This is a genomic window from Streptomyces antarcticus, from assembly GCF_026627255.1.
Lineage (GTDB): Bacteria > Actinomycetota > Actinomycetes > Streptomycetales > Streptomycetaceae > Streptomyces > Streptomyces antarcticus.
On sequence record NZ_JAPNLM010000025.1, the window covers coordinates 24,703 to 38,011 of the forward strand.

At 72.1% G+C, this 13,309-nt stretch carries 9 protein-coding genes; 3 read left to right on the plus strand and 6 right to left on the minus strand.

Annotation, left to right across the window (positions count from 1 at the left end; genetic code table 11):
* Positions 1-47: 47 nt before the first annotated feature.
* From OTB16_RS29990 to OTB16_RS30000, 3 genes are read right to left on the minus strand one after another with little or no spacing between them, the layout of a single operon-like run.
* Positions 48-1,097: an ABC transporter ATP-binding protein gene (locus OTB16_RS29990; RefSeq protein WP_267724204.1), complete on the minus strand. Its 1,050-nt coding sequence runs from the start codon at positions 1,095-1,097 to the stop codon at positions 48-50.
* Complete coding sequence (locus tag OTB16_RS29995) at positions 1,094-2,689, minus strand: ABC transporter permease (protein WP_267724205.1); 1,596 nt, start codon at positions 2,687-2,689, stop codon at positions 1,094-1,096. The genes OTB16_RS29990 and OTB16_RS29995 overlap by 4 nt, the downstream gene beginning before the upstream one ends.
* Before the next feature lie 6 nt (positions 2,690-2,695).
* On the minus strand, positions 2,696-3,691 hold the full coding sequence (locus tag OTB16_RS30000; protein ID WP_267724207.1) for an iron ABC transporter substrate-binding protein: 996 nt from the start codon (positions 3,689-3,691) through the stop codon (positions 2,696-2,698).
* Between the two features lie 241 nt (positions 3,692-3,932).
* On the opposite strand from OTB16_RS30000, the gene OTB16_RS30005 reads away from it, so the two are divergent.
* The gene (locus OTB16_RS30005; protein WP_267724209.1) at positions 3,933-6,479 is read left to right on the plus strand and encodes an AMP-binding protein; all 2,547 of its coding nucleotides are present in this window, start codon (positions 3,933-3,935) and stop codon (positions 6,477-6,479) included.
* On the opposite strand, the gene OTB16_RS39700 is transcribed toward OTB16_RS30005, so the two are convergent.
* Positions 6,476-7,375 carry a zinc ribbon domain-containing protein gene (locus tag OTB16_RS39700; RefSeq protein WP_420717826.1) on the minus strand — a complete coding sequence of 300 codons (900 nt, stop codon included), beginning with the start codon at positions 7,373-7,375 and terminating at the stop codon, positions 6,476-6,478. The two genes, OTB16_RS30005 and OTB16_RS39700, sit on opposite strands and share 4 nt — an antisense overlap.
* A gap of 1,241 nt (positions 7,376-8,616) precedes the next feature.
* Complete coding sequence (locus tag OTB16_RS30015) at positions 8,617-9,300, minus strand: IS607 family transposase (RefSeq protein ID WP_267724213.1); 684 nt, start codon at positions 9,298-9,300, stop codon at positions 8,617-8,619.
* A gap of 402 nt (positions 9,301-9,702) precedes the next feature.
* On the opposite strand from OTB16_RS30015, the gene OTB16_RS30020 reads away from it, so the two are divergent.
* Both OTB16_RS30020 and OTB16_RS30025 read left to right on the plus strand, forming a co-directional pair.
* Positions 9,703-11,106: a cytochrome P450 gene (locus tag OTB16_RS30020; RefSeq protein WP_267724215.1), complete on the plus strand. Its 1,404-nt coding sequence runs from the start codon at positions 9,703-9,705 to the stop codon at positions 11,104-11,106.
* 10 nt (positions 11,107-11,116) lie between these two features.
* Positions 11,117-11,746, plus strand: a complete 630-nt coding sequence (locus OTB16_RS30025) for a class I SAM-dependent methyltransferase (protein WP_267724217.1) — start codon at positions 11,117-11,119, stop codon at positions 11,744-11,746.
* On the opposite strand, the gene OTB16_RS30030 is transcribed toward OTB16_RS30025, so the two are convergent.
* Positions 11,743-13,275 carry an MFS transporter gene (locus OTB16_RS30030; RefSeq protein ID WP_324290899.1) on the minus strand — a complete coding sequence of 511 codons (1,533 nt, stop codon included), beginning with the start codon at positions 13,273-13,275 and terminating at the stop codon, positions 11,743-11,745. The two genes, OTB16_RS30025 and OTB16_RS30030, sit on opposite strands and share 4 nt — an antisense overlap.
* Positions 13,276-13,309 lie beyond the last annotated feature (34 nt).

Genomic DNA, 13,309 nt, shown 5'->3' on the forward strand with positions numbered 1-13,309 from the left:
ATCCGGATCCTCCCGCCTGCCGACGGCGGCGGGGAGCACGTCCGGAATCACACGGCGGCGGAGTGCAGGGTCGCCTCCCCCATCACTTCGATGCCCGTGCGCTCGCCGGGACGGGCGGCTGTTGGGCTGGGGACTCGGACATCGATGGGCTCGTCGATGCCGTCCACGGCGACGGTGACCATGGCGTCGTGGCCGTAGAAGCGGACGTCGGTCACCGTGCCGCTGGCTTCGGCCGCATCCGGAGCGGTCAGTCGAAGCTGCTCGGGCCGCAGCAGCACCACGCCCTCGCGGAGCCGGCCGGGCGGGTCCGTCAGTGGGATGCGGCCCAGCGCGGTGGCCGCCATGTCCTGGTCCGCAGTGCCGCTGACGAGTACCGCGTCACCGACGAAGGCGGCGACCCAGGGGTCGGCGGGACGGCTGTACACCTCGTGCGGTGTGTCGCACTGGGCCACGCGGCCGTCCCGGACGACGGCGACGAGGTCAGCGGTGGAGAGGGCTTCCTGCTGGTCGTGGGTCACCAGCAGGGCGGTGGCTCCAGTGGCGCGCAGGGCCGCGCGTACGTCGGCCCGTACGCCGGTGCGCAGGGCGGCGTCGAGGGCGTTGAACGGCTCGTCGAGGAGGACCAGGGCGGGTTCCGGTGCCAGGGCCCGGGCCAGGGCGATGCGCTGCTGCTGGCCGCCGGACAGCTCGTGCGGCATCCGGTCGCCGTAGCCGGCCAGGCCGACGAGTTCGAGCATCTCCTCCGTACGCCGCCGCCGGGCGGCCCGGTCGAGGCCGGTCAGGCCGAAGGCGACGTTGCGGGCCACGCTCAGGTGCGGGAAGAGCGCGCCTTCCTGGGGCACGATGCCGATGCGGCGGCGTTCGGGCGGAAGGTGGACTCCGGGGCCGCTGAGTGTGCGTCCGTCGAGGGTGATGGTGCCCGCGTCGGCGCGCAGGAAGCCCGCGATGATGCGCAGCAGCGTGGTCTTGCCGCAGCCCGAGGGGCCGAGGACAGCGGTCAGTGCGCCGCCGGGGACGGTGAGGTCGAGGCCGTCGAGGACCGGCGCCGCACCGGGGCCGTACGCCTTGGCCAGTCCGGCGATCTGCAGGTCGGTCATGTGCGGTGCCTTCCGAGGAAGTAGGACGGGATGGCGGCCAGCAGGATCAGCGCCGCGGCGTAGGGCGCCGCGGCGGCGAAGGCTCCGGTGCCGGTTTCCGTCCACAGGCGGGTGGCCAGGGTGTCCATCCCGGTGGGGCGCAGCAGGAGGGTGGCGGGCAGTTCCTTCATGCACACGACGAAGGTGAGCGCGGCTCCGGCACCGACCCCGGGCGCGGCCAGCGGCACGGTCACCTCGCGCAGCACGCGCAGCGGGGAGCGGCCGAGGGAGCGGGCGACGTCCTCCAGGACGGGCGGGGACTGGAGGACGGCCGCGCGGGTCCCCGCGACGGCGACGGGCAGGAAGAGCACGGCGTACGCGCAGACCAGCAGCGGGAGTTCCTGGTAGACCGGTTCGGCGTAGCGGACCGCGAAGAAGACCAGGGACAGGGCCACGGTGATGCCCGGAAGGGCGTGGCCGGCGTAGGCCGACTGCTCCAGCAGCCGGGCGGTCCGGCCGCGGTAGCGGGCGGCGATCACGCCGACCGGCAGGGCGAGCAGGCTGGTGAGCGCGGCTCCCGCTGCGGCGACGCCGAGGGTGGTGGCGGCGGTGTCGAGGAGCGTTGCCGGGTCCCAGGTCGCGGAGTTGCCGACGGCGAGCCAGTACCCGAGCGTCGCCAGCGGGGTGAGGACGGCGACGCCGGTGACCGCCGCGCACCAGGCCAGCGCGGGCGCCCGCCAGCGGCCCAGCCGGGCGGGGACGGCGGGGCGCGCGGTGCCGCCGCCTGTCCTGGCGTGGCCGGCCCGGCCCCGGGTCCGCGCCTCGGCTGCGACCAGCAGGATCGTCATCACCACGAGGACGACGCTGAGCGCGGCAGCCGGAGTGCGGTCGAAGCTGGCCCGGTAGGAGGTGTAGATGCCGCGGGTGAAGGTGTCGTACCGCATCAGCGACACGGCGCCGAAGTCGGAGAACACGTACAGCGCGACGAGCACCGCCCCGCCGGCGGCCGCGGGCCGCAACTGCGGCAGCGTCACCCGCAGGAAGGTCTTCAGCGGCCCGTGGCCGAGCGAGCGGGCGACCTCCTCCTGCGCCGGATCGGTGCCCCGGAGCGCGGCGGTGACGGGGAGGTACACGTACGGGAAGCTCACCAGGGTCAGCGCGAGGGCGGACCCGGTGAAGCCGGCCAGTTCCGGGAAGGCGGACAGCCAGGCGAACGCGGCGACGTAGCTCGGCACGGCCAGCGGCAGGGTCACCAGCACCGACCAGGCGCGGGCGCCGGGCAGGTCGGTCCGTACGGTCAGCCAGGCCAGCGAGACGCCCAGAACCAGGCAGGCCGAGACGACCACGGCGGCCAGTGCGAGGCTGCGGCCGAGTAGTTGGGCGGTGCGCTCGTCGTCGATGACCTCCCAGGCGAAGGCCGGGCCGCGCTCCAGGGAGCGGACGGCGAGGTAGCCGAGCGGGAGCAGGGCGAACACGGCGGCGACGGCCGCGGGAATCAGCAGGACGGCAGGCGGACGGCGCCCGGCACGCCGCCGCCCGGTCGGCGTGGTGGCGCCGGCCGGGCGGTGGGCGGTGGCGGGATCCGTCGGCGTGACGGGATCCGTGGAGGGCATGACGGGTCAGACCATCCCGGCTTCCTGGAGCATCTTCAGGGTCTCCTGAAGCGATTCCAGCTTCCCGAGGTCGATCTTCGGGGCGTCCAGGGTGGCCAGCGGCGGAAGGCCCTTGACCGTGCTGGTCACGCCCGAGGCGAGCGGGTACTCCTTGGTGTCCTCGGCGAAGTACTTCTGCGCCTTCTCCGAGAGCAGGAAGTCGACGGCCTTCTGGGCGACCGGGGCCTGGTCGCTTCCCTTGACGATGGCGACACCGGCGGTGTTGACGAGACCGCCCGCGTCACCGCCGGGGAGGAAGTGGATCTTCGCCTTGACCTTGCCCTCGCCCTTCTCGGCGACCTGCTCGTACCAGTAGTAGTGGTTGACCAGTCCGAGCGAGACCTCGCCCTTGCCGACCGCCTCCAGCACCTTGAGGTTGTTGTCGTACACCTTCGGCTCGTTGGCCTTCAGCCCCTTCAGCCAGGTGCGGGTTGCGTCGTCGCCCTCCAGGACGCGCATGCCGGTGACGAAGGCCTGGAAGGAGGCGTTCGTCGGGACGTAGCCGATCTTGCCCTTCCACTCCGGCTTGACCAGGTCGTGGACGGTGTCCGGCACCTTGGCGACCTGTCCGGGGTGGTAGGCGAGGACGCGGACCCGCCCGGAGGTGCCCACCCAGTCACCCGCGCCGCCGCGGAAGCCGGGGTCCACCTTGTCGAGGGACGCCTGCGGAAGCTTCTCCAGCAGGCCCTTGGTGGACAGGGCCCCGAGGGCGCCGGCGTCCTGGGAGAAGAACAGTCCGGCCTTGGTCTTGCCGCCTTCTTCCTGGATCTGGGCGGCGAGTTCAGCGCTCTCGCCGTAGCGGACGGCGACCGTGGTGCCGACGGCCTTCTCCAGCTCGTCGAGGAGCGGCTTGACCAGCTTCTCGTTGCGGCCCGAGTAGATGACGAGCCCTGCGTCGTCCTCGTCGACGCCGCAGCCTGCGACGGCGGGGAGAAGAAGTGCCGCCGCGAAGAGAGCGGTCAAGCGTCGGACCAAGGGGCGTCGCATGGGAAGCCTTCCTGCAAGGGCAGCGGAGAAACCGGGGAACGCCCCATAACTAAGGTAAAGCTAACCTAAAGGTCAAGGGTGACGCACGCAACAATGCGACCGCGCCCGCGCATCGGCGGAGCCGAGCCTACCGCTTGTTTTCCTGTCGATCTTCCGTGAGTCATCTGTGACTTTCCTGTGACTATCGGGCGAGGTAAGGCTTTCCTAAGATGCGCTCGTGACAGTCCTTCCCGACCACCTCCCAGGCACCACGTCGGTCCCGTTCGCCCTAGGCCTCGCCGCCCACGGCGACCGGACCGCCGTCATCACGGCCGACGGCCCGGTCAGCTATGCCGAGTTGGCCGTGCGCGTGCACGCGACGGCCCGCCGCCTCGGCAGGGAACGCCGTCTGGTCCTGCTGGTCGGTTCCAACACCGTCGACGCCCTCGTCGTCCACCTTGCCGCCCTCGCGGCCGGGCACCCCGTCCTCCTGGTGCCGGGCGACCACCCCGAAGCCGTCCAGTCCCTGATCGACGCGTACGACCCGGACGTCGTGGCCCGTCCCGAGGGCGGGGAGATGCTGCTCGACGAGCGGCGCAAAGTCTCGGCGCACGAGCTGCACCCGGAACTCGCCCTGCTGCTGAGCACCTCGGGCTCGACCGGATCGCCGAAGCTCGTCCGGCTGTCGCACGAGAACCTCCAGACCAACGCCGAGTCCATCGCGCAGTACCTGGACATCCGGGACACCGACCGCGCCGCGACCACCCTGCCCCTGCACTACTGCTACGGCCTGTCCGTCGTGCACAGCCACCTCCTGCGCGGCGCCGGGCTGATCCTGACCGACCTGTCGGTGGCCGACACCTGCTTCTGGGAGCTTTTCAAGGCCGGCCGGGGGACAGCCCTCGCCGGGGTTCCGTACACCTTCGACCTGCTCGACCGGGTCGGTTTCGCCGCCATGGAACTGCCCCACCTGCGCTACGTCACCCAGGCGGGCGGCCGCCTGGCGCCCGACCGGGTCCGCCGGTACGCCGCACTCGGCCGCGCCGCCGGCTGGAAGCTCTTCGTGATGTACGGCCAGACCGAGGCGACGGCCCGCATGGCCTACCTGCCGCCGCACCTCGCGGAAACCCACCCCGAGGCGGCGGGAATCCCGATCCCCGGCGGCTCCTTCCGCCTTCAGCCGCTACCCGACAGCCCCGACGAGGACACCGGCGAACTGGTCTACTCGGGACCCAATGTCATGCTCGGCTACGCGCATGCCCCCGACGACCTCGCGCTGGGCCGGACCGTGCACGAACTCCACACCGGCGACATCGCCCGCGGCACCCCCGAGGGGCTGTACGAGATCGTCGGACGGCGCACCCGTTTCGCGAAGATCCTCGGCCTGCGCATCGACCCCGGGCAGGTCGAGGCGATGCTCGCCCGGCACGGGGTCAGCGCCCTGTGCACCGGCGACGACGAAGCACTGCGGGTCGCGGCCGTCGGCAGCCACGACTCCGATGCCCGCCGGATAGCCAGGCGCGTGGCCCGCGACTGCGGTCTGCCGGCCCGCGCCGTCCACGTCAGCATCCTGACCGCCCTCCCCCGCCTCCCCACGGGCAAGCCCGACTACCGGGCGGTGCGCGAACTGACCCGTCAGGCCGCCGGCCCCACCACCGGCCCCGCGGTCACGCCGAACGGCGACCCCGAAAGCCTGCGCCTGCTCTACTCGCGGGTCCTCGACCGCTCGGACGTGACGGATGACAGCTCCTTCGTCAGCCTGGGCGGCGATTCGCTCTCGTACGTCGAGATGTCGATCCAGCTCGAAGAGCGGCTCGGTCACCTGCCGCCCGGCTGGCACACGACACCGATCCGGGATCTCAGGCAGCCCGAGCATGCGGACACCTCCCGCAGGCGGAGCCTGGAGACGAGCGTCGCGCTCCGCGCCCTGGCGATCTTCTGCGTCGTCGGCTCGCACGTCCACGTGTTCGGCATCAAGGGCGGGGCGCACATCCTGCTCGCGGTCGCCGGATACAACTTCGCCCGCTTCCACCTCACCACTGCCGAACGTCGCGTACGCGTACGCCGGGGCTGGACCAGCGTCGCCCGCGTCGCGCTGCCGAGCATGGCCTGGATCGGCCTGATCCTGCTCCTCAACGACGACTACACGCTCGCCAATCTCTTCCTGCTCGACAGCGTCCTCGGCCCCGACGACCTCAAGACCGGTATGCACTTCTGGTTCATCGAGGCTCTCGTCTACATCCTGATCGGCGCCGTCGGCCTCCTGGGCCTGCCCGCGGTAGACCGGTGGGAACGCCGCTTCCCGTACGCCCTGCCCCTCACACTCGCCGGCCTGGGACTCCTCACCCGCTACGACCTCGTCGGCCTGCCGGACCGCGAGCACATCCCCGACGCAATCACCGTCTTCTGGCTGTTCGTGCTCGGCTGGGCGGCGGCGAAGGCCACCACCGTGCGACAGCGCCTCCTGGTCACCGCCGCGGCCCTGGCCACCGTGCCGGGCTTCTTCCCCGGCGACCCCGGACGCGAGGCGATCATCGTCGCCGGATTCGCGCTGCTGGTCTGGGTACCCAGCCTCCCCAGCCGCGAGCGCCTCAACCAACTGGCCGGCCTGCTCGCAAGCAGCTCCCTCTACATCTACCTGACCCACTGGCAGATCTTCCCGCTCATCGACGGATTCTCCCGGCACCTGGCGTTCCTCTCCTCCCTCCTCTTCGGCATCGCTTACGCGGCCGGCGCCACCCGCCTGATGAAAGGCCTGTCCGCGCGCGGACGAAAGCGTCTCTAGAACTCTGTGTGTGCCTGTGGGTTCCAGGCTTTTCGGGCGCGGCGTGGCCGTCTGCGGTCGCCGTCCGGTGGTCCGAACCTCGGGGTGAGGGGGTGGACCTCGGTGGCGTGCAGGTGGTGGAAGCCGGTCCGCTCGGCGGCGCGGGTGCGTCGTCGGCAGGTTCTGTGTGAGAGCCGCATCCGGCCGGATCGAAGAGGGTCTTCTTCGATCCGGTGGGGTGCGGGTACTCCATGACCTGGCACCGGCCCGAATACGGCTGGTGTCGTGGTGTCATGCCCCGCCGGACGCTGGACTGCTCCCGAGGCGGGGGCGGTGGCGGGGACCGTACGCACATCGGGCATACGGCGGGAAGTGTGTGAGCCCGGGGCTGGCTGTCCGTCGCCGCGCCGGGCACCTCGGTGCCGGGTGCCGCTCGGCCTGCTGGGGGTGGGGTGCCCCTTGCCCGGGGTGGCCTTGGGCCCGCGCGGCCGGGGCGGGGCCGTCTCCGCGCGGCGCAGTCGGCGCAGGTGGCGGGTGGCTTTCTTCGGGCGGCGGACCAAAGCCACCGTGCCCTCCACGGTGGTGCGGATACTCCGGGCGCCGGTGGCGCGTTCGGTGGTGGTGTGGGCCTGGGCGAGCAGGCCGCGGGAGATGATCCGGCGGGCGGCGGCGTGATCCCGGTCCATCGACAGGTGGCAGCCCGCGCAGTGCGCCCACTTCCAGCCCCGCTCGGCCAGCCGGTCGGGGGCCGGGTGGTGAGTGAGGTTGCCGAGGCAGCCGGGGCACAGCTTGGAGGTGCCCCGGGCCGGGACGGTGACCACCGCGATCTGGGCCTTCGCGGCCAGGTGGCGCAGTCGCCTCAGCCACCGTGCCGCGCACCTGTCCGGACAGGCGGGCGTTTGCCTTGCGATGGCCACGTGCTTCCAGGGTGGCGAGGTCTTCGAGGTAGATGACGCTCGCGCCGAGCGCTACCGCCTGGTCGACCGCCCAGCGGGCGGCCGCCCAGGCCAGCGCGGTATTCAGCCGTCGGATCCGGGCACACACCCGCCGGTGCCCGGCTTCCAGCATCTGGGCCCGGTCGAGGTGTTCGCCCCAGGCCAGGTGCGGGGAGCCGAGCCCGTCCGCGAGGGCCTGGCAGCGCTCACGCTTGACGGCGAGGTGCTCGCGCACGCCGCGCAGCCGGTGCAGCGCGGCGCTGATCACCGTGGCGTCGAAGATCAGGGGACGGCCGTCGGTGACCACCCGGCGGGTGGGGCCGCGTCCGGTCAGGCGGCCCAGGACGCCGGTGAGCAGGGTGTTGACGCCCCAGTCGAAGCCGAGCGCCACCTGGTGCCCGCTCGCCCTGGTGGCCGGGGCGGGCCGGGAGTGCGGCAGGTCGACGGCGATCCTCCCGCTGGGGGTGGGGCGCAGGGTCGGAGTGTGCAGCAGCGCATCCGGCGCGATCGTGCCGGGCAGCCGGATGTCGATCACGTGCCAGGCCCAGTCACGGCCCGTGGCAGGGGCGGCACGCAGGGGGAGCCTGACCCGCAGCCGGGCGGTGGCCGCATCCACCCGGGCCAGGGTGACCTGCTGGCGGTCCATCGCCGCCAGCAACACCTGTGGGGCCACCTGCGGCGGGCCCTCCACCGCGCACAGCCCCGCGGGCAGGCGCCCATGCCCGGCCATGAATCTGCGGATCTGCCGGGTACGGTTGCGGATTTCGGCCCCGCTCACCTGGGCGGGCAACAGCGCACGCAGCGCCGTCCACTCCGCATCGGTGCGCCGGCTCGGATCGGCGGGCCAGGCGGCGAGGACGGCGGCCACGATGCTGCGCCGGTGCAGGGCCAGGCGCAGGGTGCGCGCCGCGTACTCCTCAGCCCCCCGGCGCACCCGGTCCGGGACATACACCCCTGCCGGGGGCGTGAGAGTCTGCGGCCAGTTCAGGCGGCGCATCGCCATCCAGCCCTTTGACGGCAGGCCTTCGCCCCGCTCGTCGAGACCGGCACTCAGCACGTCCAGGGAGTCCTCGTCCCACCGGGCGGCCACCAGAACACCGGTCAGCTCCCGGCTCAACTGGGCCAGAAACCCCACCCGTTCCAGCAAAGCCCGCTGCCCGACCCACTCGCCCGTGCCCTCCAGGACGCCGTGGAAAGCGGTACAGGTCGCCGTTGCCATCAACCTAGCCACGATCTTCACCCGCAACTCCGGCTCCGGCTCCGGCTCCGGCTCCGGGGGCAGGGGCAGGGGCAGGGGCAGGATGTTCCACGCGGCCCCCGGCTTCGGCCAGAAGCCGCCGACGCGCCTCGCGTGAGCGCATCCCGTACATGCGACCGGCGAAGGTGGCCACCAGTGACATGAAATCGTCCAGCAGCTCCTCCATCCCCCCGGCCGCCCCCTTGGCATGCAACACCTCGACCGTGACGCGGTGATGGGCCAGAACCTGGATCAACCAGCCCCCGCCGAAGCGGGCCAGCCGGTCGCCGTGAGTGACCCGCACATGGGTGAACTCACCCTTCGCGGCCCGCTTCAACAGCCGGTCAAGCCCCGGCCGTGACTCCCGCAGCCCCGAAGCACGGTCCTTGAAGACCACGACCACCGGCCCCGAAGCGGATGCCCGCAACTCGGCCTCCTGCGCGGCCAGCGACGACTCCTGCCCACTGGTGCCCGAAACCCGCACGTACAGCGCCTCACGACGCCCGGCCACATCCGGGCAGCCGGTCAGAACGTCCAACGCCTCGCGGGAAAAGCGCCGTTCACGTCCCACCCACACCACCGGAACCCTGCCCTCGTTCGCCCACAGCCGCAACGTGCCAGGGTGCACACCCACCCGCCGCGCAGCCACCGCCAACCGAAGAAGTTCCATGACGAGAGAACCTACGACCCCGGCCGCACCCGCCACCCCAAACCGGCACGAACATCACACCATCGCAGGAAACGGGGCGGAACTATCCACAGATCCACACGCGTCCCGCTATGCAGCATCCACAAGGATCCCTAAGCCTTGATCCACGGGCGTGGTCCGGAGCGCTGCTGCTGTGCGCGCTCTTCGCCTCTCTGACGGGGCTCGCTCGTCCCGCGATGGCGATGCCGGGGCCGATGGACTGCTCACTCAGGTTCCCGCACCCGTGGCCCCGTGCCCCGCCTCCGGCGGCGGCCCTCCGTAGGCCGGTGGGCGGCGTTTTCCGGCCGGATGGGGCCCGGATCCTCGCCACGCGCCGGACCGTTCGGCAGAATCGGGCCGTCGGTACGGGACGAGGGGGCGGCCATGGCACTGGGGACGAACACGGATGCGGGTACGGCGGTGCCGGGGCTGGCGGGGGTCCCGCTCCTCGGGTCGCTGCTCGACCTGAAGGCGGACTCGCTCGGCACCTATCTGCGGGCCCGGCACCGGCACGGCGACGTCGTACGGATCGCGGCGGGGCCACCCGGCCTGCGCGCGCAGCTGTACTGCGTCTTCTCCCCCGAGGGCGCGCAGCAGGTCCTCGCCTCGGAGTCGGCCAACTTCCGCAAGGACAATCCCTTCTACCAGGAGCTACGGGACTCCTTCGGCAACGGGCTGCTGACCAGCCAGGACGAGGACTACGTGCGCCAGCGGCGGCTGGTGCAGCCGCTGTTCACCCGCCGCCGGGTGGACGGTTACGCCGACGCCGTCGCCGCCGAGACCCGCGCCATCCTCGACTCCTGGCAGGAGGCCCGCGACGGAGTCGTCGACGTCTGCGAGGAGATGACGCACCTCGCGCTGCGCGCGGTCTCCCGCATCCTCTTCGGTACCGACGCGGACGCCACCGTCGAGGTCGTCAACCGGTGCTTCCCCGTCATCACCGACTACGTGCTGCGCCGCGGCTACTCCCCCGCCACCATCCCGCGCACCTGGCCCACCCCCTCCAACAGGCGGGCGGCGGCGGCGTTGGACGAGTTGTACGCGGTCTGCGACAGGATCATCGGCGAGCGGCGCGCCGCCCCCTCGGACGGTCCCGGTGGGGAGGACCTGCTGACGCTGCTCGCGGCCGCCGACAACCCGGTGACCGGCGGGGACTCCGGCGGGGGGTTCGACGCCGCCGAGCTGCGCGACCAGGTCCTGATCTTCCTGCTCGCGGGGCACGAGACGACCGCCACCTCCCTCGCCTTCGCCCTGCACCTACTGGCCCGCCATCCGGCCGCGCAGGACCGGGCCCGCGAGGAGATCTCCCGGGTGCTGGGCGACCGTACGCCCGGGGCCGCCGACCTGGACCGCCTGCCGTACGTCACGCAGGTACTCAAGGAGGCCATGCGGCTCTACCCGGCCGCCCCGGTCATCGGCCGCAAGGCGGTGGCGGCCACCGAGATCGGCGGCCACACCGTTCCGGCGGGCGCCGACGTGATACTGGCGCCGTGGGTGACGCACCGCCACCCGGACCACTGGCCGGACCCGGACCGTTTCGACCCCGACCGCTTCACCCCGGAGGCCGAGGCCGGGCGGCACCGCTACGCGTGGTTCCCCTTCGGCGGCGGGCCGCGCGCCTGCATCGGGCAGCACTTCTCCATGCTGGAGTCGGTGATCGCGCTGGCGATGATCCTGCGGGACCACGCGTTCGAGGCCGTGGACACCGAGATCCCGGTCAGCGCCGGAATCACCCTGCGGACCGAGGGCCCTGTCCGCTGCCGGATCCGGCGTCCGGCCGGCTGGTAGCCTCCCTCCCGTGGCGGAGCACCAGGACGAGACCAGGGCGGCCTACGACGGGGTCGTCGAGCTGTACGCGTCGCTGTTCGCCGACCGGCTGGAGACGCGGCCGTTCACGCGGGCCATGGTCGGCACGTTCGCCGAGCTGGTGCGCGCGACGGGGAACCCCCGGGCGGCCGACGTCGGGTGCGGGCCCGGACACATGACGGCCGTACTGGACGGCCTGGGACTGGACGCCTTCGGGCTCGACCTTTCCCCGGCCATGGTCGGCCACGCCCGCCGGGCCCATCCGGCACTGCGGTTCGACGAGGCGCGGATGGAGGACCTGCCGGTCGGGGACGGCGCGCTCGGCGGCGTACTGGCCCACTACTCGATGATCCACACGCCGCCCGGGGAACTGCCCGCGCTCCTCGCCGAACAGGTGCGGGTCCTGGCGCCGGGGGGCCTGCTCCTGGTCTCGTTCTTCGCGGCCGACGCACCGGAGCCGGTCCGCTTCGACCACAGGGTGACCCCCGCCTACAGCTGGCCGGTGGACCGGTTCGCCGGCCTGCTGGCCGGCGCCGGGCTCGACCCGTTCGCCCGGCTGCTCCACGACCCGGCCTCCGAACGGGGCTTCCTCGACGCCCACGTACTGGCCCGGCGCCCCTAGACCGCGGTCGGGGTGTGGGTGCCCTTGAGGCGTTCGAGGTCCGAGGGCCTGACCTGGATGACGAGCAGTGCGATCAGCGCCGTGGCCAGGGTGAAGACCGCCGCCGCCACGAAGGCCGCGCTCACGCCCGAGGTGAGGACCTGGTCGCTCCACGGTTTCGGGAACTCCCGCGTCCGCACGAAGTACGCCTTCTGCTCCGGGGTCGCCGTGCTCAGGAAGGAACCCGCCTGTTCCTTGGCCTCGTTGCGGCTGGCGGTGCCGAACACCGTGACCAGGATGGACAGGCCCAGCGAACCGCCCACCTGCTGCATGGTGTTCAGCAGTCCGGAGGCCGCGCCGGACTCCCGGTCCGGCACGTTGGACAGCGCCATCAGCGTCAGGGAGACGAACTGCATGCCCATGCCCGCGCTGAACAGCAGCATCGGGCCGAGGATGCTGCCCAGGTACGTCGAGTGGACGTCGGTCTGCGTGAGCCACGCCAGGCCGGACGCCGAGAGCACCGAGCCGGTGACCATGAACGGCTTCGGCCCGTACTTCGGCAGGAGTTGGGAGGTGAGTCCGGCCGTGACCGCGATCATCGCGCTGACCGGGAGGAAGGCGAGCCCGGCCTGGATCGGGCTGAAGCCCAGCACGTTCTGTACGAACAGGGTCAGGAAGAAGAACATGCCGAAGATCGCGCAGGCGAAGAAGAGCATGATCGCGTACGTCCCGGCCCGGTTGCGGTCGGCGAACATGTGCAGCGGGGTGATCGGCTGGGGCGAGCGCCGCTCGTTCAGGACGAAGAGGGTCAGCAGGACCGCGGCGGCCCCGAAGGAGCCCAGGGTGAGCGCGTCCGTCCAGCCGTCCTGGGACGCGCGGATGAATCCGTAGACGAGCGCGACCATGCCGAGCGTGGACAGCAGGGCCCCCGCTGCGTCGAAGTGGCCCGGGTGGCGTTTCGATTCGCGGATGACCCGGGGGGTCGCGAGGGCGATCAGCGCGGCTATGGGGACGTTGACGAACAGTACCCAGCGCCAGTTGAGCCACTCCACGAGAATGCCGCCCGCGAGCAGCCCGATCGCGCCGCCGGCCGCCGATACGCCGGCGAACACGCCGAACGCCCGGGTGCGTTCCGGGCCTTCACGGAACGTGGTGGTGATCAGCGCGAGCGCGGTCGGCGAGGCGATGGCTCCGCCGACGCCCTGGAGGGCCCGGGCGGCCATCAGCTGGCCGGAGTTCTGGGCGAAGCCGCCCAGCAGCGAGGCCAGGCCGAAGAGCAGGACGCCGAAGATGAAGACGCGCCGCCGGCCGAGTATGTCGCCGGCCCGGCCGCCGAGCAGGAGCAGTCCGCCGAAGGTGAGGGTGTAGGCGTTGACGACCCAGGACAGGCTCTCGGTGGAGAAGCCGAGGTCCGTCTGGATGTGCGGCAGCGCGATGTTCACGATGGTGATGTCGAGAACGACCATGAGCTGGCAGGAGGCGAGCACGAACAGCGCGAGCCCGTTCCCGCCCCCGCGGACCTTGCCGTCGGTCCCGTTGCTGTTCGGCAGTGCGTTCGGGTCCACCTAGTCGACGCTAAGCCCG